The organism is Mucilaginibacter sp. SJ, from assembly GCF_028993635.1.
Taxonomy (GTDB): Bacteria; Bacteroidota; Bacteroidia; order Sphingobacteriales; family Sphingobacteriaceae; genus Mucilaginibacter.
On the sequence record NZ_CP118631.1, the window covers coordinates 6,609,238 to 6,632,102 of the forward strand.

The 22,865-nt window shown below is 43.3% G+C and carries 12 protein-coding genes; 8 read left to right on the plus strand and 4 right to left on the minus strand.

Features of this window, described 5'->3' with window-relative positions:
- Positions 1 to 111 precede the first annotated feature (111 nt).
- From MusilaSJ_RS27150 to MusilaSJ_RS27185, 8 genes are all read left to right on the plus strand, one after another.
- Positions 112 to 1,530, plus strand: a complete 1,419-nt coding sequence (locus MusilaSJ_RS27150; protein ID WP_274987874.1) for a polysaccharide lyase 6 family protein — start codon at positions 112 to 114, stop codon at positions 1,528 to 1,530.
- 5 nt (positions 1,531 to 1,535) lie between these two features.
- The gene (locus tag MusilaSJ_RS27155; protein ID WP_274987875.1) at positions 1,536 to 3,596 is read left to right on the plus strand and encodes a discoidin domain-containing protein; all 2,061 of its coding nucleotides are present in this window, start codon (positions 1,536 to 1,538) and stop codon (positions 3,594 to 3,596) included.
- A gap of 169 nt (positions 3,597 to 3,765) precedes the next feature.
- Complete coding sequence (locus MusilaSJ_RS27160) at positions 3,766 to 5,196, plus strand: alpha-L-fucosidase (protein ID WP_274987876.1); 1,431 nt, start codon at positions 3,766 to 3,768, stop codon at positions 5,194 to 5,196.
- 3 nt (positions 5,197 to 5,199) lie between these two features.
- Positions 5,200 to 5,343, plus strand: coding sequence for a hypothetical protein (locus MusilaSJ_RS27165; protein WP_274987877.1), 144 nt, complete (start codon positions 5,200 to 5,202; stop codon positions 5,341 to 5,343).
- A 17-nt stretch (positions 5,344 to 5,360) separates the two neighbouring features.
- Positions 5,361 to 6,017, plus strand: coding sequence for a polysaccharide lyase family protein (locus MusilaSJ_RS27170; RefSeq protein ID WP_274987878.1), 657 nt, complete (start codon positions 5,361 to 5,363; stop codon positions 6,015 to 6,017).
- Between the two features lie 38 nt (positions 6,018 to 6,055).
- Positions 6,056 to 6,937, plus strand: a complete 882-nt coding sequence (locus tag MusilaSJ_RS27175) for an AraC family transcriptional regulator (protein ID WP_274987879.1) — start codon at positions 6,056 to 6,058, stop codon at positions 6,935 to 6,937.
- A gap of 483 nt (positions 6,938 to 7,420) precedes the next feature.
- Positions 7,421 to 13,828, plus strand: a complete 6,408-nt coding sequence (locus MusilaSJ_RS27180) for a T9SS type B sorting domain-containing protein (RefSeq protein ID WP_274987880.1) — start codon at positions 7,421 to 7,423, stop codon at positions 13,826 to 13,828.
- A 386-nt stretch (positions 13,829 to 14,214) separates the two neighbouring features.
- Positions 14,215 to 14,643, plus strand: a complete 429-nt coding sequence (locus tag MusilaSJ_RS27185; protein ID WP_274987881.1) for a GNAT family N-acetyltransferase — start codon at positions 14,215 to 14,217, stop codon at positions 14,641 to 14,643.
- A 50-nt stretch (positions 14,644 to 14,693) separates the two neighbouring features.
- Here MusilaSJ_RS27185 and MusilaSJ_RS27190 read toward each other — a convergent pair whose 3' ends face one another.
- The 4 genes from MusilaSJ_RS27190 to MusilaSJ_RS27205 form a co-directional block, all read right to left on the minus strand.
- On the minus strand, positions 14,694 to 16,307 hold the full coding sequence (locus tag MusilaSJ_RS27190) for an FG-GAP repeat domain-containing protein (RefSeq protein WP_274987882.1): 1,614 nt from the start codon (positions 16,305 to 16,307) through the stop codon (positions 14,694 to 14,696).
- 145 nt (positions 16,308 to 16,452) lie between these two features.
- Entirely contained in the window at positions 16,453 to 18,141 is a 1,689-nt protein-coding gene (locus MusilaSJ_RS27195; protein WP_274987883.1) for a RagB/SusD family nutrient uptake outer membrane protein, read from the minus strand.
- Between the two features lie 17 nt (positions 18,142 to 18,158).
- Positions 18,159 to 21,326, minus strand: coding sequence for a SusC/RagA family TonB-linked outer membrane protein (locus MusilaSJ_RS27200; RefSeq protein ID WP_274987884.1), 3,168 nt, complete (start codon positions 21,324 to 21,326; stop codon positions 18,159 to 18,161).
- A 555-nt stretch (positions 21,327 to 21,881) separates the two neighbouring features.
- Entirely contained in the window at positions 21,882 to 22,715 is an 834-nt protein-coding gene (locus MusilaSJ_RS27205; protein WP_274987885.1) for a glycoside hydrolase family 16 protein, read from the minus strand.
- Positions 22,716 to 22,865 lie beyond the last annotated feature (150 nt).

Sequence of the window (22,865 nt, forward strand, 5' to 3'; positions counted from 1 at the left end):
GATAGAGCCAATTGAGTGTACTAATTAGCTTTTCTATACAATTAAACCTTTGGAAAATAAAGCGATGTTAGTGGTATTGTATTCTTTAATCATCATAAAAAACTTGTAATAATGTATAAGAAACACTTTCAAAGTTATATAAAAGCAGGAATGGCGGGATTGGTTGTTGTACTTGTTGCCCTGTTATTACTGTCGTCAAAAACGCTTTTGGCGGGGACGGTTATGGTTTCGTCTATTGCCGACCTGCAAAAGGCCATCAACCAGGCCAGGCCGGGAGACGTTATACTATTGGTTAATGGCGTGTATGCAACCACCGAAGATATTATTATTAATGAAAAAGGCCTGCCGGGGAAAAATATTACTATAGCTGCCCAACATCCGGGGGCTGCAGAAATTACCGGGAAAGGAGGTTTTAGTTTAGTGGGCCCGGCAGCATATATTGTTATCAGGGGATTTAAATTTACGCATGCAGCATCAAGAGCAAAAACAGGTGCAGGCACCAGCTTTTGCCGCTTCACTCAAAATATTTTTGAAACCCCAGGCGATGGAGAGGATTTAACCATTGCCGGCAGCGACCACGAAGTTGATCATAACACCTTTCAAAATAAGAATGCTATGGGCAGGTTTATCGCTATCCGTGGCCAGGATAAGCAAATTGCCGAAAGATTACACATCCACCACAATTATTTTAATAACCAGGCAAGCCAGGGGGGTAAAAACGGTGCCGAAGCGCTTCAATTTGGCTTAAGCGGATTTAGTTTGTCATCAAGCAACAGCATTGTTGAATATAATTTGTTTGAAAAATGCGAGGGCGAAAATGAATTAATCTCGGTTAAAGCATCGGCAGTAACACTCCGGTATAATACCATTCGTGATTGCCCGGCGCAGTTTACGCTGCGGCATGGTAATAAAAGCCTGGTTTATGGCAATTATTTCTTCGATACACCCGGGCTAAGAATCTTTGGAGACGACCATCTGATCTATAGCAACTATTTTGAAAATTGCAGTTCGGCCATCGTAATCGGCAATGGCGACGGTGAAGTAGCCGATGGTGCCCAGCTAACATCTCATGACCGGCCCGACCGCGTGTTGATTGCCTTCAATACACTGGTTAACAACAAAGAAAACATCATACAAACAGCCCGTAAAAATGGGATGGGCGCCACTTCAATAACGGTGGCAAATAATATCATAGAGGGCGGAGGACCTGCAGCTACCATTGCCGGGCCTTATCCTAATGCACAATGGGCAGGCAATATTTTGTTTAATGTAAAGGATGCAGGCGATATACCAACAGTCAGTTATACAATGGTTGATCCTAAACTGGCTAAAAACTCAGCAGGTATTTATCATCTTCAGCCGGGCAGTCCAGCGATTGATCATGCTATTGGTTCATATCCTGATGTTAAGTTTGACATGGATGGCCAACCCCGTACTTCACCGCTTGATATTGGTGCCGATGAGCTGGTCGGCTCGCCTGTTAAGGCTCATGTGCTTAATCCTGCCGATGTTGGTTGTAACGCTAAATAAAACGTATGAAAAAAATTACGACACTCTTATTAAGCTTGCTGGTAACCGGCATTGTATCTGCACAAAAAGGGAAAAGTGAGTGGGTGTACCGGGACAATGATGGTAAGCTGGTTTATAAAACTACACCAACCGGCGATAGGATCATGGATTTTTCACACGCCGGATATATGGGTGGTGGCGTAGCATTGCCTGTTGTACCGGTAAAACGTGTGGTAAAACCTTCCGGCACAAGTGATGATACCCGGCTCATTCAAAACGCAATTGATGAAGTGGCCGCAATGCCCTTAAAAAGCGGTTTCAGGGGAACCGTGGAACTTGCCCCGGGTACGTTTACTTGTGCAGGCCCCGTTATTCTTTCAGAAAGTGGCATAGTACTGCGGGGCAGTGGCAGCGGGGCAGGGGGGACCACTATTAAAATGGTTGGCGGTCCGCATACAGCTGTTGTAATTGGCCGGGGTAATACCAAAGTGGCATTAGGACGAACCGAAAAAACAGATAGTAATACAGTTAGCGCTGCCACAACATTAATTACGGATACTTACGTGCCATCGGGCAGCAGATCTTTTACTGTGGCAGATGCATCTGGATTTTCGGTTGGCGATATCATTGATATCAACCGGCCTGTAACAGAAGCCTGGGTGCATTTTATGGGGATGGATAATATGTATCGCGACGGGAAAAAGCAAACCTGGATTAAAGCCGGTGCTTATGGTATCACAAAAAGAAAGATCACCGCAATTGAAGGTAATAAACTTACATTGGACCTTCCGTTGGCCGATTCTTATGATACCAAATTTTTAAACCCACCAGGCACTGTGGTTGCAAAAGTAATCCCTGCCGCACGCGTTGCGCAGGTTGGGGTAGAAAACATCCATATCCAATGCCCTCCGCTCGAAATTGATTACGGGCAAGCGCCCTACGCGGGTGTACGCGTTGGCGGTGATGATTGCTGGCTTAAAGATGTCTATTGCGAGGAAACGATGAATACCACCGTACTCGCCGGCAACAGGATCACAATGGAAAAAGTTATCGTGAAACATACCTATGCTAATCTTGGCGCATCCAAACCAACAGATTTTAGTTTGGAAGGCAGTCAAAACCTGATTGACAGGTGTGAAATTACCGGGGGCAATATGTATTTCGTATGGACATCCTCATTAATTCCGGGCCCTAATGTTTTACTCAACTGTACTTTCAAGGGTATTGGCAGCCGCATCCAACCCCATCAGCGCTGGGCTACCGGGTTGCTGGTTGATAACTGTACAGTACCGGATGGCGGCATTGATTTCATGAACCGCGGTATTGCAGGTTCGGGCCATGGCTGGACAATGGGATGGGCCGTAGCCTGGAATTGCATAGCTAAAACATATGTTATTCAAAATCCGCCGGGAGCGGTAAACTGGTCTATTGGCTGTATGGGCAAGCGGGAACAAACTGCACGTTTATTTGACAGTAACCCTGTTTTGCCGGAAGGTAACTTTGATTCGCATGGTTCACCGGTTGAGATCCAGAGCCTTTACCTGGCCCAACTAACTGAGCGGGTAGGTATGCGGGGGATAAAAAACATAGGTTATACTGCTAACAGTAAAAAAATGTTCCCCAACAAATTGGTAAAAGCGACGCCTGTAAAAACAGACCGCGATAAAATACTGGGTTTAAACCTGGCCTTTGCCCGGCCGATAAATACCAGTAAGGTAAAAGGTAGTACCCGCGAATTTGGCGGAGAGAAAGCTGTAGACGGTAACAACAATACTTACTGGAGTACTGCTGATGGCGTAACAAACGCGACCCTTGAAATTGATATGGAAGGGCCGGTAAATATGAATACTCTGCAATTAAGCGAGACTCTGGGCGGGCATGTCGAAGCGTATAAAGTTGAGGCGCAGCTGGACAGTGACTGGAGGTTATTAGCTCATGGAACCTCCATAGGAAAAAACCTGGTAGTGAAATTTCCGGAAACCATAGCCTGGAAGGTGAAACTAACGGTGCTTAAGGCCAAAATGAACGTGGCCATAAGCAATTTTGGGCTGTACCTGGTCAAAGGGGACCCAGCTAATAAGATATAATAGCAACTACAACGTTTTCGTAAATTATTACACATGGTTATAGTACCAAACCCTACGGTACTTGTATTATCATACAAGAGCAGCATACTGCTGTACATAACCAATTAGCTTGCTAACAAACATTATTATAAACCATAGCAGATATAGTTTCTGCTGAAAATACATCCTTATGAAAAAACTTTTTATAGCTTGTTGGCTATTCATTTTTGTTGTACACAATGTTTTTGCTCAAAAAGAGCTATCCCGCGATGAACGCATGAAATGGTGGCGCGAAGCCCGTTTCGGCATGTTTATACATTGGGGTGATTATGCAGGCCTGGCAGGCATGTATAAAGGATATGAGGTAGGGCGTGGCGGCGAATGGATTATGAACAGGGGCAAGATCCCGGTGGCCGAGTACCAGGAGTTCGCCAAAAAATTTAACCCGGTAAAATATGATCCCGATGCCTGGGTAAAACTGGCCAAAGAAGCTGGGATGAAATATATTGTAATAACAGCCAAACACCATGACGGTTTTGCCATGTTTAAATCAAATGCCAGCAAGTGGAATATTGCTGATGCCACACCTTACGGTAAGGATGTTTTGAAGCCGCTGGCTGCTGCATGTAAAAAATACGGTATTAAACTTGGGTTTTATTATTCGCAGGCACAAGACTGGAACAATCCCGGTGGCGCGGCAGCGCGCAAGGTGAGCAGTGAGGGCTGGCCAAACCCCGATTCGGCCAAAATAGATGCTTATACCAAAGAAAATACCGGTCATTGGGACCCTGCACAAACTTCGGCAACAATGGCCGATTATATTGATCGCGTAGCTGTTCCGCAGGTAAAAGAGCTGTTAACCAATTATGGAGAAGTGGCCGTAATTTGGTGGGATACCCCAACTAACATGACCGATGAGTTTGCACAAAAATTGCACGACCTGTTAAAATTACAGCCCAACATTATCAGTAATGACCGGCTTAAGCGCCCTAATTTCGCCGGCGATTACAAAACCCCCGAACAAAAAATACCCAACCTAAGCGAACTTGACGGAAAAGATTGGGAAACCTGTATGACCATGAATGGCACCTGGGGTTATAAAAGCTACGACCATAAATGGAAAACTCCCGAAACATTAATTCATAACCTCATTGATATTGCATCAAAAGGAGGTAATTACCTGTTAAATGTCGGCCCCAATGCCGAAGGTGAATTTCCGCAGGAAAGTATCACCACCTTGAAAAAAATGGGTGAGTGGATGAAGGTGAACAGCGAAGCGATATATGCTACCAAAGCCAGTCCGCTTCAACCCCTAAGCTGGGGCCGTTGTACGCTTAAGCCAAACGGTAAAAATACTATCCTTTACTTTTCGGTATTTAACTGGCCTGCAGATGGGAAACTGCTCATCCCCGGCTTAAAAAATGAAGTGATAATAAGCGCCAAAATGCTGGCCGGAAATACAGCATTAAAAACCGCATCATCCGGTGATGGCCTTGTTATTAATGTCCCTGATAAAGCAACTGATAATATTGCTACAGTAATTAAAGTAGAGGTAAAAGGAGCGATGGGCGGGCAGGCTGTTAATCCAACTGATAAGATGAAAACAGGAGCGCTTGATTAAAAAATGAAACGGAAATTAACCATGGTTTTTAAAAGTCGGGCATTTTTAATGATGATATTGCTGTTTGCGAACAACCTGCTTAAAGCGCAGGTTGTTTTAAAACAGATGGAAGCGAGGATGCTTATCAGCAAATATCACGTGTATTAGGTGGGGATGCCTGTGAGGTGCCTGATTGCGTACACCATGTTAAACATATTACTGAAGCTTTTGATAAGCAGTTAAATGAATACGTTTTTGTTTTTCATAGCCACGCTAAGGAAGATAATGACCGCTGCCGGAATTTCGACAGGGAGCGGGTAGAGATCAAAACCTATGGACCTTCAGCCGCTAAATTGAAGGGCGAGCATGGCGAAACTGTGATTTATAAATGGAAGTTTAAAATTGATAGCGACTTTAAAGCGCAACCAACATTTACCCATATCCACCAGATAAAAGCGGGAGATGGAGATGCAGGAGCTCCAATCATAACTTTTACACCCCGGTTTGGCGAACCGGATAAGTTTGAAATAATTCATACAGGTTCGACAAAGGGGACTTCGCAAGGGGTTTTAACCCGGGTTAACCTGGCCGATTTTAAAGGTAACTGGGTAGAGGTGACCGAAAAGCTGAATTATGACAGTCAGGGGACTTACAATGTGGAGATTAAACGAGTTGCGGATAACAAGGTGCTGCTTAGCTATACTAATACCAATATTGATCTGTGGCGAACAGGTACGTCATTTTGCAGGCCTAAATGGGGAGTGTACCGGAGCTTAAAAAGCCCGGCGTATATCAGAGATGAGGATGTAAGTTTCGCTGACATAGCTATCCTTGAGCAATGATTTTATATATAATTAATTTAACCAATAAACCAAGTTGAATGAAGCCACATTTACTGAAAGTATCAGCAGGCCCTGCCCAATCCTTTAGCGTGAGGCAAGACCTTCTTCCCTGCATTAATAACCGGTGGCATTATCACCCCGAAATAGAGCTAATCCACTTTAAAAAGGGCAGTGGGACACAGTTTATCGGCGATAATATCCGGCAGTTTAATGCCGGGGATATTGTAATGGTAGGATCTTACCTGCCACATTACTGGCGGTTTGATGATATGTATTTTTCGCAGGATAATGATAATGCATGCGTTGATATCCGCGTAGCTCATTTCAGTGAAAATTTTTGGGGCAACGGATTCTTACAGCTTCCGGAAAATAAACTGATTAAAACTACCATAGAAAAAGCGAGGCGAGGAATTCAGATTACCGGTAAAACAAAAAAGACCATTGCTAAAATTATGGAGATGATGCTTACTGCCGGAGGTTCAAAAAAGATAATTTTGTTGATGGAAGCCTTAAATGCAATTGCCGAATGTGATCAGTCTGGTTGTTTGTCATCAATAGGATTTAATCCCAATGTTGAGAAATCGCAAAATGATTGTATCAATGCTATTTATGAATACTCATTAGCAAACTTCAAAAATAAAATACATATGGATGAGCTTGCCGATTTGGTTGGGATCAGTCCAAATTCTTTTTGCCGTTATTTTAAATCACGCACGAGCAAAACCTATTCTAAATTTTTACTGGAGATCAGGGTTGGCCAGGCCTGCAAGTTGCTCATAGAAAATAAACTGCCCCTAAAGCAGCTGTGCTACGAAAGTGGCTTTAATAATTTTACAAATTTTCATAAGTACTTTAAACTTATTACTGGTAAAAGTCCTTTAAACTATCAAAAAGAGTTTATCCAGGTAAGGTCGAATTAGCTATACGAATAAGTTTATACCAGATGTTTATTTTTGCGGAGTCTTTGTGATGCAGAAGAAGTTTCGTCGGGAAGGCCCATTAAAACTGCAATAAGTAGTTATGTTCAAATTAACGACTGAACTGGGTTGTTCTAATCCTTTGTCTTTTAACGTAAGGCTTGTTTAAACACCTTGTTTAAAACTGAATGCCGCTGTTTAGCGTAGCACACTCAAATAATATAGGACATAGAGATTTGACCAGCGGTAAGCACCCCTCGTTGTGCCACTACTCCAAAATACCCTTTAAATAATAAGTTTTTTATATTTTGCAATTAAAGTAATAACTTCATACTCAAATAGCTTCGGCGGTTAAAACATGTTTTTTTACCTAACTTTAGCATGCGTAAACCTTTACTTTTATTGAGTATCGTCTCTGTTCTTTTTGTTCCAACAAAGTGGGCAATTGAGCAAGTTGGCCAAATATCTCGTCATAGCCAACGCAATATGACTGTAACTTTTTTTGCCGAAAGTAATTATAGCCGGGCAAGTAATGCTACTTCTGATAATGATGCAGAAAATGGCACATTTTTACTGTCGCCGTTTACCGGGCCGAACAATAAAAAAGTTTTTCGCACCACCCTTAAAACAGAAACTACAAGATATGTAAAAAAAGTAAAACCAACTGCCGCCGCGCCTGATATTGATGTTAACGCCGCAGTCGGTGTAATCTCAGCATGCGTTGGCTCTCCATCCGTAAGTACCCAGCAGTTTACTGTTTCGGGCAGTAACCTGACAGACAATATTACTGTTATTGCGCCTGCAGGTTTTGAGGTTTCGGTTAACCCCGCCGGCGGTTTTACCAATACGTTTTTTATCGTCGCCAAAGGCAGTTCGGTAACTTCCAGGGCTGTGTATGTTCGCGCTTCCGCTGCAGGTACGCCGGCTAATCTGTCGGGAGTTGTAACACTGACTACTGCGGGGGGCGAAACCAAAAAAGTAGCCGTAAGAGGTGTGATATATGCGATGCCGACGGTCGATCCCATATCAGATCTGATTTTTACGAATGGTGATCTTAGTACGCCGATAAATTTTACAGGTACCGGCAACACTTTTTATTGGACAAATGATAGGCCGGGAATTGGCCTTGCCGTAAGCGGGAGCGATAACATAGCTCCTTTTACAGCGGTAAACACCGGATCGAGCCCTGTGATTGCGCATATAAGTGCCACATCCCGGAAGGCTAATATTGCTTATGTTCCTGATTACGGCTCGAACACCGTGTTGGCAGTTAATACGGTAACCAATAAAATTATTAGTACGATACCTGTAGGTGCCAACCCGGGTTTTGTTGAGGTAAGCCCGGATGGGAAAAAAGTTTACGTCGCAAATGTTTCGGGCGCAAGTCTTTCCATTATCAATACGCAAACCAATCAGGCCAAGGATATATCGATTTTTGACAATCCCACGGCTTTGATATTCAGCAAGGACGGAACAAGGGCTTACATTGCCGGTGAAACCGGTGAATGTACTGTGATAGATGTTGCAAATGATGCTGTATTAACAGCGCTTACATTCCCTTCGGGCGGTGCCGGAATCGCTTTAAGCGATGATGGAAAATGGATTTATGCTACTAATACTGCTAATGATGATATTCGGGTTTATGATACGGGTAACAACGCCGAAAGCATTAATATTCCGGCCCGGGGGGCGCACTATGCTGCTACAAGCCCGGACGGAAAGAAGATATACTTTACCGGAAGCTATGCTAATACAGTTTACGTGATAGATGTTGCTACCAACACCCTTTCTGCAACGATCGATCTCGCAGCCGATGCCGAAGGAATTGCCATAAGCCCTGATGGCAGCCGGATTTATGTTACCAATCAATCTGGCGGGACCGTTACAGTGATCAACGCCATCGACAACTCGGTTATGACTACATTGCCTGTCGGGAAATCTCCCAGAGGAATAGCCATTACACCCGACGGAAAATATGTTTATGTTGCCAATGCCGATTCCGGTACATTGTCGGTCATCAATACATCGGATTATACAGTAGCTGTAACTATACCCTGCGGCATATTCCCTTATGCTATAGGTAATTTCATAACGCCCGGCGAAAATACCTGCTTAAGTAACCCAACTGATTTTAAGATCACGGTTAACCCTTCGCCTACCGCTATTACACCTGGCGCTGTTGGTGGCCTTATCACCACTTGTATAGGTGCCCCGTCAACAAGTTTTCAGCAATTTACTGTATCAGGTAATAATTTATCAGGTAACATAAAAGCTACATCTCCGGCAGGGTTAGAGATCTCGTTCAGCAAAACTACTGGTTTTGCCGATGTTTTAGATATCACACCAACCGGTGGAGCTGTAACCAATAAAGTAATTTACGTTCGCGCTAAAGCATCGGGTACTCCGGCTAACCTTTCAGGTAATGTAGTTTTAAGCACCGCCGGCGCGGCAAGTAAGACCGTGGCAGTAAAAGGTGTGGTCAACGACTTGCCCACCGCAGATGCTGCCGACAACCCCGTGTATAATAACGGTGAGATAACAGCCGATATTAAATTTACCGGCACCGCTAACACCTACACCTGGACCAATGATAACCCCTCCATCGGGCTCGCCGCGAGTGGCACCGGCGATATTCCATCCTTTACCGCAGTAAATACGGGTGTCCCACCGGTGAAGGCCAATATAACGGTTACACCTTCGTCTGATGGATATTTATATCTTACCGGAGTTAATAATATGATCCTGGTTAATGCTGATAATAATAAACAAACAGGAACTATAAATACCGGAGGGCAATCCGTTGGTGTAGCTGTAAGCGCCGATGGTACCCTGGTTGCTGTTACTGATATCGCAGCGAATGCAGTTAAATTTATTAATACAACTACCCATAAGGTAGTATCAACTGTTAATAATATTTCGGTTCCCATAGGGATCTGTTTTAGCCCGGATGGAAAAAAGGTGTATGTAGTCAACGAAAACGCTTTTACTGTTACTGTTATCGACGTAGCTACGGCCACGGCCGAGCCGCCTTTTTATGTAGGGTGGGGTCCTTATGGAATAGCAGCGAGCCCCGATGGTTTGGCTGTTTACGTGGGATGTACAGGGGAAAATGCGGTAATTGCCGTTGATGCCAAAACTCATCAAATAACACCCATCAAGGTGAATTTTGGTCCTACTGGTGTTGCGGTGAGCCCGGATAATAGCCGTGTATATGCTACCAGTGCGCAATACAACGGTTTGCTTAAAGTGATAGATGTGAAATCAAAGTTGGTAATAGCCAATATCCCAATCGGTGACGTATCCACCGGCGTTTGCGTTAGTCCGGATGGTAAAAGGGTGTATATTTCCAATATGCTTAGCAACAACGTAATGGTGATAGATGCTGAAATCAATAAAGTGATAGCTACGATACCTGTGGGCAACCGCCCTTCTGGTGTATCCATAACTCCCGACGGGAAGTATGTATATGTGGCTAATGAAGGCTCGAACAATGTAAGTGTTATCAGCACCGCTACTAATTCAGTAAGCAACATCAGCGTTACAGGGCAGTTAACTAAAAGTTTTGGAAACTTTTTTGTACCCGGCACAGGATGTACCGGTACGCCGGCTAAATTTACTATAACGGTAAACGGGGTTTCGGTTATTACAGCCAGCGGTGTAACGGGCACCATCTCAGCATGCATCGGTTCATCATCAACAAATACACAACATTTCAACGTCTCCGGCAGTAACCTATCAGACGATATCACGGTTACTGCCCCTGCTAAATTCGAAGTATCACTTAGCGAAAACACCGGCTTTGCAAGTTCTGTAATTATCGCGCAAACCGGTGGTACGGTAGCCGGTCAGGTAGTTTATGTCCGTTCGGCAGCATCAGCTACTGCGGGTAATATTTTGGGCGATGTGGTACTCAGTTCCGCTGGGCTAACGGATAAAAAAGTTACCGTGAGCGGGTTAATTCATGCCTTGCCCGTCGCTAATCAAATAGGCGATCAAAATTTTGACAACGGCGCAACTACTACTGCTGTACATTTTACAGGTACGGCAACTACCTACATATGGACAAGTGATAATCCTTCTATCGGTTTGCCCGCCGGCGGAAGCGGCGATATGCCTTCGTTTACACCCGTTAATAATAGTCAGGCTGTAGTTACCGCAACTATAACCGTGGCACCTTCGGATGCTTCATGTGAGGGTAATTCCATGACCTTCAAAATCAATGTCAATCCAACTATTCCGACTTTAACAAGCAGCCCTGTAACCGGTAATATTACCGCTTGTCAGGGTTCGCCATCAACCAGTCCAAATATCCAGCATTTTACTGTTGCAGGTACTAACCTAACCGGCGACGTTCAAATAACAGCGCCTGCAAATTTTGAAGTATCGTTTAATCTAAACACTGGATATGCCGGCACATTAACACTTACGCAAATCGCGGGAAAAGTTAACAGTACTGACATTTACATTAGATCAACTGCCACAGCGCCCGTGGGCTATATTTCGGGTGACATCATGTTATTATCTGCCGGGATCGCTAATCAAAATATCCCTGTAAGCGGCGTGGTAGAAGCCCAGCCGTTCGTCGACGCGCTGTCTACCCAAACTTTTACCGATGGAGATAACACAACGCTAATACATTTTACGGGCAACGCTGCAACATACGCATGGACAAATGACAATTCCGCTATTGGCCTGCCTTCTGCTGGCAGCGGCGATATACCGTCGTTTGTCGCTGTCAATAACGGATTAACTGTACTTACAGCTACTGTTACCGTTATACCATCAAGTACATCATGCACCGGCAATTCCATTACCTTCAAAATTAACGTCAATCCAACCATCCCGGCATTAACAAGCAGCTCTGTAACCGGCACCATCACAGCATGCCAGGGATTGCCGTCAGCCAGTCCAAATATTCAGCAGTTTACTGTTGCAGGGACTAACCTGAGCGGCGATGTTCAAATAAAAGCGACTGGAAACTTTGAAGTGTCATTCAATCCCCAAGCAGGATATGCCAGCACATTGATCCTTACACAAACCTCCGGTGGGGTTAATAATACTAATATTTATGTCAGATCAGCCTCCACAGCTCCCGTGGGGCATATTTTAGGTGATATTATATTATCCTCTGCGGAGGTTACGGATCAAAAGGTACCCGTCGGCGGCGAGGTAACCGCCCTGCCCACCGTCAACGCGCTATCCTCCCGAACTTTTGATAACGGGGTCACTACTATACCCATAAACTTCACTGGTACAGCAAACACCTATATGTGGACAAACGATAATCCAGCTATTGGGTTACCTTCCGGAGGAAGCGGCGATATACCATCGTTTACAGCTATCAATAACGGACAAACTGCACTTGCCGCAACCATAACCGTTGTGCCATCGGATGTAACATGCGTCGGTAATTCCATCACTTTTAAAATTTATATTAACCCAACCCCGCCTTCTTTAACGGTAGGGGCGACAAGTGGTAGTATAACAGCATGTCTGGGTGTATCATCTGTCAGCCCGGATATTCAGCAGTTTTCAGTGACCGGCAGCGGTCTTGCAAGCTCAGTTCAGATAACAGCACCTGCAAATTTTGAAATCTCGGTTAGCCAGAGCGTAGGGTATACCAATACGCTTACGCTTGCTCAAACAGCAGGAAAAGTAAACAGTACCAACATTTACGTCCGTTCGTCGGCTTCGGCTCCGGTAGGTAATAATTCGGGGAGTGTTACGATATCATCGGCAGGGGCGCCCGGTAAAACAGTTAATGTATCTGGCACAATTAAGGCGTTGCCAACAGTCAATCCGGTATTACCTTTAATCTTCAACAACGGCTCGGTTACAACAGCTATAAACTTTGATGGCCCGGCTACTGCTCTTTATACATGGACCAATGACACGCCGGGCATAGGCTTACAAGCCGGTGGCACAGGTGATATACCACCTTTCACGGCCATCAACAATACAACAAATCCAATTACGGCTACTATAACAGTGGTGCCATCAAACGGTTCATGTACCGGAAGCCCGGTTGTTCTTAAAATTACTGTTAATCCTACCCTGGTGCCGGTTATTACATTTACAGGCAACCTGTCGCCTCTTAATACCACTTATGGTTCAGCATCTGCTTCAGGCAGTTTCAGTATATTGGGGAATAATCTTTTATCGGGTGTAATAATTACTCCACCGGCAGGTTTTGAAGTGAGTGCCGATGGCGTCAATTTTCAAAATACGGTTACTATAGGTGGTTCCGGTACACTTACCGCTACCCCCGTTTATATCAGACTGGCGAAAACCACTTTCGCCGGCAATTATGCGGGGAATATCGCACTAAATACCAGTGGTGCGGTGAACAATTTGTCCATGCCAAACAGTATTGTTACCCCAGCCCCAATAATCGTTACTGCAGATAACAAAACCCGCGCTTTACATTCGGAAAATCCTTTGCTCACTATCACGTACAATGGTTTTGTAAATAACGAAAATGAATCGAATCTTGTGAAGAAACCAGAGGTAGGGACAATGGCGACGCCGGCATCGGTCGCTGGGGAATACGCCATTTCCTTTACAGGTGGCGCGGAATCGCCTAATTATAGTTTTACCTATATCACGGGAATACTCACCATAACACCGTCAGGAGTGATTGTCTTTAATACCTTTACACCCAATGGCGATGGCATGAATGATACATGGGCAATAAAGTATATTGAATATTATCCAAATTGTACCGTGAACGTATTCAACCGCTGGGGAGCAAAGGTGTTTTCGTCCAGGGGGTATGGCCAACAGTGGGATGGCCGGTTAAGCGGGAATCCAGTACCTACGGGTACCTACTATTATGTTATCAATCTGAAAGACGGCTCGCCACCCAAATCTGGCTGGATAGCTATTGCCAGATGAAATCCGGTTGACGGAACTCGTTTTCCATTTTGAGCCCGATGACAACATGGAAGAGATTGACGAGCGTTGTTTTTAAGCCGGGTAATTATAAATAGGTCTTAATGTTACCGGTGATCACCTAAGTATATTACTATCGACAACAGCTATAAAACCGGTTTACAAATGGTGTAAACGCTATGTGCAGTCATATACAATTTAGTACCATTATTTCACTCTTGTTGTTTCTTTAAAAACATACCTATAATTTGGTTCTGTAATCTAAATATCAGTCACTTTTAATATCGGCATCGATAAAGGGTTAGTACGTATTAATCCGCTCTGTTACTTGCCGCATACCTGGCTGATATAACCGATTTTAATTAAGTGAAATAAATTTTAAACCAATTATGATTGAACAGGGCTCTTACCTAAAATCGAAAATTTATGATTTAATGAACCTGATGATTAACGATGAAAGCGGGTTGTTTGAGGTAGTTGATTTGGATGGTTACATTGATAAGCTTATTGAAAAAGCATGTATCATAACTATTATGGCACAGGATGCTTTACAGGGTTTTTTGGCCTATTATGCCAACGACTATGAAAATAAAGTTGGGTTTATCTCCATGCTGATCATTGATCCTTCAACAAAACGGATGGGGTATGGCCGAAGGCTTGTTGAATTTGCATTAAAAGATTTAACAATGAAGGGATTTAAAAAGTGCCGCACCGAAGTAAATACAGAAAACATAAAAGCTATAAATATTTGTAAAAGGTTAGGCTTTACTTATGTGGGCAGCAATAATATATACATGGTGTTTGAAAAACAACTATAGTACCATTCAAATAAACCTGTTCTATTTGAATTGAAAATTCAGTTGTTCTTTCATTTCGAAGCGTTTTTCAAAACGTAGAAAAGTGGCTCGCTGATATTGTATTTGAACGGGCCGAAATCAAAATAGGCATTTCCGATCAGCAGATCGGGCTTTCCATCTGCGTTTATATCACCGGCATCAAGAGTTACCGCGCGTTCAAACTTTGTATGGGCAGGAAAGGCATATGGTACAAAGTTTAAGCTGCCGGTGTTCTTTAGATATACAAAACCTTCTTCGGGTTGCTTTGCGTCGGTAAAAAGACTGATGGTTGCAAGATCAATATTCCCGTCACCATCAAAATCTTTAGCGATAGCTTTATAGCAGCCGTTTATAGGGTAAAAATATCGCTGTTTGTAATTGTCTTTTCCATCGTTTAAAAAAATGTAAACTCCGTGGTAAGGCTTTAATACCAATGTCGCATTTCCATTATCGCCGCAGGTGTAAACGATATCTTTATACCCGTCATGGTTCATGTCAACCATTTCAAAATAGGAAGACCCATAAATCGGCGGGAACCTTAAAATTTCCTTTGAATCAAATTTGCCGCTCCCTTTGTTTTCGAAATAGAAAATCCCTTCTTCGCCCTGTGCAAAAAGCACGTACAGGCCGGGTAATTTTTTATCCTTATAATCAATATATGCTTTTATGGCTCCGGGTAAATTACTTATTACATGCTTGGTAAAAGCGCCGGTACCCAAATTTTCCATCCAACAAAGCTCGCCCGTTATACTCCCAAATTCACAAATAACATAGTCGGTTTTGTTGTCGTTATTTAAATCGGCCGCCAGTATTTGAACCGGGCGCCCAAGCTTATTGAATATAGGCTGAGATGCTAATTGCATTTTGCCTTCGGCGGAAATGGTTAATGGGGTTATAGCCCCCAGTTTATCACTGTTGGCACCTAATTCATTACCTATGGTGCAGATCATGGTATTGCCATGATCAAAAAGTAAATCTACCACAGGCCCCGTTGTGGACACCGAATCGATGACGTTTAATTGGGCTGATAAAAGATAAAGTTTTTTTGTTTGCCCGTTAGCGATAAAGATCCGGGCGGGTTTAACGCTATTGTCAATTTTTACATAGCAGCCCAGTACCTGCTTCCCGTCAAATGATTGAATCGGTTTTTGAATGTTAAAAAATGGGAGCTCCCGTTTAATGGCTACCGGCCTGTTTTGTGCAGGTAAGGCGATAGGGGAAGTGTTCATGTAATAATCGATAATATCCTGCCATTGCTCCTCATTTAATACAGGTTTGTCGGGCACTATCAAATCATCGCCTTTGATTGTCCCTATGTATGACTCACCTCTGTGGGCTTTAATGCCCATACGTAAACCCATTTGTGGGAATACATTTTTCCATTTAAACCTGTTAAGCAAGGCTGGGTCGGGCAGCATATGGCACGAACGGCAGTATTGTTGTGATAGTATCTTACCCCTGGCAATGCTTTGAAGGGTTGCCATCGGGTAATCAGTACGTAGATCTGTACCGGCATTATCCTGTTTGTTTTCAGAGAAATGCCATATTGAATAAACTACCAAAACGGTTATGACCAAAACAATCGAACCAACAATTACAACTTTGCGATTTTTTGCAGGACGGTGACTATCAGGTTTATTATTCATGAATATTTTAGAAGGCGGTTAATATACAAAAGCTAAAAGCAGAATGCGCAAAGCTTAAAGCTAAAAAAATTATCGGTGAGGGTTGTTTTAAATACATAACCCCGGACATTTGCCCGGGGTTATGTAAAATCAAGGTGTTATTTTTTTAATACCCTGGGTTTTGTACCAGTTTTTTGTTTTTATCGAGCTCCACCTGCGGAATTGGCATCCAGTTTTGCCGCTCGAAGAAGGTATTGGTGAAAATTTTAACCGGGGTATATGTAAACCCTGAGCCGCCGGCTTCAATCTTCATGCCATATTCCGGCGTGGTGAGCACGCCGTTTGTGCCCGTCGTTATCAGCCATCTGCGGATATCAAACCATCGCTTATCTTCAAATGCCAGTTCAATTCGGCGTTCGCGACGGATATATACACGCATTTGATCCTTGGTTAAGCCGGCTTTTACAGCAGGCAATGCAGATCTCGCCCTTACTTTATTAACTGCGTCATAAACCGATGCATCTGGTCCAACCGCTTCATTTTGCGCTTCGGCATAGCTTAACAGCACCTCCGCATAACGGAAGATGATGTAGTTGGCAAAGCTTGGCGCCAGGTTGATACTGGTTTGCCCGGTGATGCTTTCATCCAGTGTTTTACGGGCGTAATAACCGGTATTGGTAATATCGCTTGAAGAGCCAAGGTCTATCTGGTTACTGCCGCCTATGCGCGTTTTTATGATATCTCCTTGCCATGCTGCACCATCGTATAATATAGATTGATAAAAACGTTGCTCTCGATGTGTGTAAGGGGCTTGAGGATTATAGCCTGAAGCAGCATCAGTGATAGGCAAACCATTATCCATCGAGTAATCATCAATCAGGCCTTGTGTTGGAGCCAGGTTTCCCCATGATTGCTGAACGCCGTTTACATAAACCGGGCCTAAATAACCTTCCCGGTGACTGCCTTTAGCCGGCCCGGTAGCATAACCGCGGGCAAAAATGGTTTCAACATTCCAGTTATTGGCCGAGAGGAACTGATCGGCATAAGAAGTAGCCGAAGTATTGAACAGGCTATAAGTACCCATATCCATCACCGATTTGTTGGTAGCTGCTGCTTTACTCCATTTTCCCGCGTCATTGGCCGTGTTTGCCAGCGGACTGGCTGCAAAAAGCTCTACCCAGCCCTTAAGTGTTAATGCGGCGCCTTTTGTAGCACGGCCGGTTTGGGCTGCTTTTGTGGGTAAAACAGCGGCCGCAGCGTCACAATCAGCCTCAATAAAGGCAACAGTCTCATCAATAGTGCCTCGGGCAGTAAAAATATCAGTTCCGTTCCGGTTATCAAGCGGGACAGTAATAATAGGCACCCCGCCATAAGCTGTGAACAACAGTGAGTAGAAGTAAGCTCTCAAAAAGGTAACTTCCGCAACGCGTTGCTTGTACCAATCGTCGGTATACTTCGCTTTATTTAAAGCAGCCTGCTGAAGAAAAACATTGCATTTTCGTATTTTGGTATAGTTACCTTCCCAACTCCACATACTTCCGGGGCCGGTAGGCACATTACTTGGGCCAATTGAACCCGCCCTTACAGTCGCCTGTCCGTTTTCCCAGGCCGCGCCGCAAAAACTGTTGTCGGCATATTGTTCTGTTAGCTGATAGTCGTTATTGACATCTGGGATTTGATTATATATGTCATTTATAAAGAGGTCCGCGTTGTTTTGAGAACTGAATGTTGCTACGTCAGTAAGAAATCCTTTGTTAATGACATTCAAAGAATCATCTTTTTTACATCCACTAATACTTACAACAAGCAAAGCAAGTAAAAAAAGTTCTCGGTATTTTATAAAAATCTGTTTCATCGCTTTCTTATTTTTAGTTAAAATGTGGCATTTAAACCTAATGAAAACACCCGTTGCTGATAGTAGTTGGTGTTGTTTCCGCTGTTTTCTGGATCAATGATCTCTTTTACATGTGGTAAATAGTTAATCACATTTTGTCCGGCAACATAGATCCTTATTGATTGGATTTTGTTTTTCAACAACTTGTTTGAAAGTGTGTAACCAAGTTCAAAACTTTTTAACCGGATATAAGAGTCATTTCTGACGAACCACGATGACGTTTGCGTGTTATTTGATGTTGGCGTGCCGGTAACCCTTGGATATAAAGCGTTGGGGGTAGAAGGCGTCCAATGATTATCATATACCAGTTGGGAAGCCGAACCGGATGCATTGAAAGGGAATGCGAAATAGTTACTGATAACAATGTTGCTGTTTCCCGAACCCTGGAACAAAACGTCGAGATCAAAGTTTTTGAAGGTCAGTCTGGGCTCTAAGCCATAGATAATTTCAGGTGTATTAGGGTGCCCTATTACGGTTTGGTCATTAGCATCTATCTTACCATCTGGCGTGCCGTTAGGCCCGCTTAAATCGGCGTACTCGATATCACCTGGCTTAACCGGCCCGAAAGAAGGAACTGGCAACCCTGCTTTCAGCGTTCCGTCTGCATTAAAATCTGTTGTTTTAAAATAACCCAACGCCTGGTATCCGAATATGGTATTTAATGGACGGCCGGTTGTTCTCCTGTTTGGATTATTAGCTGTGGCATTTGTTTCGTAAGTTTGTAATAATTTATTTCTCGCAAAGGTGAAGGTACCGGTAACATCCAACCTCAGGTCTTTAGAAAAGCTATGAGAACTTTGCAACGTGAGGTCAATACCATGGTTGCTCATGATCCCTCCGTTTACCAGGCCAACGCCTAACCCATATTCTCCTGGCAGCGTATTTTGGATCCTTACCAGCATATTAGCCCTTTTTTCATAAAAGTAATCGGCTTCAATGCTCAATAAGCCTTTCCATAAGGTTGCTTCAAATCCGATGTCTGTTTTTGTCGCTTTTTCCCAGCCGATGTTGGGATTTCCTTGTAATGCCTCGTTGATGCCCTGTGTTGCACTGCCGTTAATAACAGCCGAGTTTGCGTAGGGATTATAAGGGCTCAAATACTGATATGTCTGTATAGCGCCACCATCACGAGGATAAGCCCCTGATTTTCCCCAGGAAGCCCTGAGTTTTAAATTGTCAATCCAGGTAATATTATCTTTGATGAATTTTTCTTCAGACAAACGCCAGCCGGCAGAAAAAGCGGGGAAGAAACCATAACGATGACCGGGAGCAAAAAGATAGCTTCCGTCGTACCTACCTGTTGCTTCAAACAAATACTTTTTATCGTATGAATAGCCTACCCTGTACACATAACCAATTTGTTTTTGACCACTTGAACGGCCAAAGTTGGTTGCATCCGCCGCTGCCGGACCGCCAAAGTCCAGTTCATCAATATCAAGGTTGTAGTTATATTTAGTGGCCCCAAATGTTTGATATTTTACACGGCGGCTTTCAAAAACGCCCAAGGCGGTGATGTCACTTTTGCCGAATGAACCCGCATAAGATAGTAGCCCTTGAATAGTTAATGTATGATTTTGACTATAGTTTTCTGAAAATGTAGCCTTGGAGTTTCCCTGGATCCCTTGTTTATAGGTGTAAGGCGTAGTAGTTACATCAACATTATAGAAAGGTATAGGGGTTGTATAAATACGCTGGAACGAAGTTTGATTTCCGGTGAATAATGGATCTGGTCCGTTATCATAGCTGATCACACCTTTCAAACTTAAACCTTTGATCGGAAGCTTCTGATCAATCGTAAATTGCGAAAGAACGGCTGTGTTTTCGTTGAACTGATAGCCGCTGTGATAAATTTCGCCGATAAGTGACTGCCCGATATAGCCGGACCATAATCCGTTGCTATAGTAAATAGGTGTGGTTGGTGCCTGGCGTTGCGCTTGCCCTATAATGGTTGCTGCACTTTGTGACGGAAAATGCTGATCTTCCACATAACTATTAACAGAGAGTGATACTGTTGTAGATTTAGTGGCATTTGCCGTTAAATTTAACGAACCGTTGTACTTGTTAAGATAAGTGGTACTCCACATACCGTCCTGGTGGGTATACCCCAGGGCTGCGAAATACTTGATGTCATCTGTTCCACCGGCAAGCGTCACATTATGATAAGTGATTGGACGGTTTTTCTGGATAATTTGCTGCAAAGGATGCCCATCCGGGTGACCGTCCGGGTCTGAATGATCTTTAAATTTCTGAATATCATCTGCTGTGTATGCCGGTGGCTGACCATCATTGGCATTGGCCTCATTACGCAGAAGCGCATATTCATATGAGCCTACAAATGTTGGCACCTTAGTTGGGTTCTGGATACCATAGTAGCCGTTGTAAGTTAAGGTTGGTTTGCCTGATTTCCCCTTTTTGGTAGTAACCAGTATTACGCCATTTGCGCCCGCCACACCATATGGAGCAACAGCAGCAGCGTCTTTTAATACCGATACGTTTTCGATGGTATTAGGATCAAGACGGCTGAAATCACGCGGTACACCATCAACGATAAGCAGGGGAGAACTGCCGCCGGTAGATCCGATACCCCTGATCAGTATGTTTGAACCGTCGTAGCCCGGTTCGCCGCTACCCTGGGTTATGATTAAGCCAGAAGCACGACCAACAAGGCTGTTGGTTAAGTTAACCACCGGTTTTTTTGCAATTTCGGTAGTTTGAATGGTTGACACGGCCGCGGTTGAAGATGTTTTCTTTTGGGTACCGTAACCTACCACGATAACCTCGTTCAGGTTCTTGGCGTTTACCTGCAGCCTGATGGTTACAGAAGTTTGCCCGTTAAGTGGAAACTCTGCCTGTTCGTAGCCTATATAACTAACTATCAGTACAGCATTAGGATCAGCATTAAGTGTGAAACTACCATTTACATCGGTAACGGCGCCTGTACTGGTTCCTTTGATTTTTACAGATGCGCCGATAATAGTTTCACCGGTAGTTTTGTCAATTACTTTACCTTTAATAGGTACAGCGGCGGTATATCGGTTAAGTTTTATTCCGCTGAAAGAGTTAAAGGCAGTAGCTGCATAGCTGCTTGTTTGCATAGCTATCAGCAGGATCAGTGATAGAACTACTGATCCGGGTTTTCTTCTCAAAGATATTTTATCAGGTAAAAAATATTGCATAATTGGGAGTGATTAGAATTTAAAACTTGGCATTAGTTAATGCGTCTGGATCATGGTCCGTTTTCCTTTTTAGTTTTTCTGTCTTGCCATTATTTTTTTATTTAGGTTATGAAATGAGTTAATAGAATAATTGTTAAACCAACAGTTTAAATTTAGGTCGAAATTCAAGCAGCAATCTCAAAGAACAGCGGGGTAGCTTCCCGTTTTAAGCCGGCGTTTCTTAAAACTTAAGAAGCTATATTATTACACAACATCAGCAGGCAATTTTTAACAAATAAAAAATCTGTACGAAAAGGCCGTTATAATTTTTGCAGGGGATAACAAACAGTCTATGTTAATTGGTAGTGACAATTAAGCGCTATTTTTTTGGAAAAAAAGGGGGTAAAGCTGTAAAAAAAAGGGGATAAAATCCATTATATGCAACGTTTTTAAAATAAAACGGTCTTATGTTCCTGTTTTTGGTGAGGAATAATGTATGTATGACAATTTTAAAAGGCAGCAAACAAAGTGTACTGATTCGGCGCTTTAATTTTTTTGATACACCCGAACGTAATCAACTTCAAACCGTTTAGGGAATTTTGTGGCAGATGGGTCGCCGCCATTATCACCACCTATTGCAAGGTTAAGCAATATATAATGAGGCTGCAAAAAAGGGTTAAATTGAGTGCCGTCCTGGTTAACAAGATCTTTTAGCTCGACACGATTGAGCAGGCTGTCATCTACATATAAACTTATAGCTGAGGCATCCCAATCCATGCGCCAGGTATGAAATTTCTTACTCCAGTTGGCTTTGAAAGTATTGAGGGCCTTGGTGTTACTGTACCATTTGGCTTTATGAGGGACCTCCGTACCGCAGGCAATATTAGCCAAAAGCTTATTCTGGTAATATTCCATAATATCAATTTCGCCGTTAGACGGCCAGGGCTTTTCTACACCTAATGTCCAAAAAGCGGGCCATAGGCCGGCGTCGATACTTATACGACCGCGCATAATAAAGCGGCCGTATTGGAAGCTGTGCTTGCCCCTTGTGTTAATGCTTGACGACGTATAATTTATAAATTGTCTTTTCTGTTTCCAGTTGGTACTGTTAGGCACGTACCCAGGATTTGTCAGGTGTACCCTCCGCGCTTCGATTATCAATTTGCCGTGGCGGCAAATTGCATTTTGTTCCTGATACCATTGATCTTCATTATTCCGTACAAAACCGGATTCAAACGCCCAATTATCTGGATCGGGAGAGCCGTACTTGTTAAACTCATCCGCCCAAACCAATTTATAGCCCCCCACCGTATCCTGCTGACATTTACCCACAATCGGAATAGCTATAAGCAGTATGGCAGTAATTATCTTAGTAATCATAATAATAAAATAATTATAAATCTTAAATGATCTTATTGATTTCGTCCGAAACAAAGTAAGGCATAGTTTAAAGTATAAAGGAGGGACAAAACTATAAATTAAAGGGGGGAGAAAATTGTGTTCAAGGGTATTTTTCTGTTTTTAAGGACA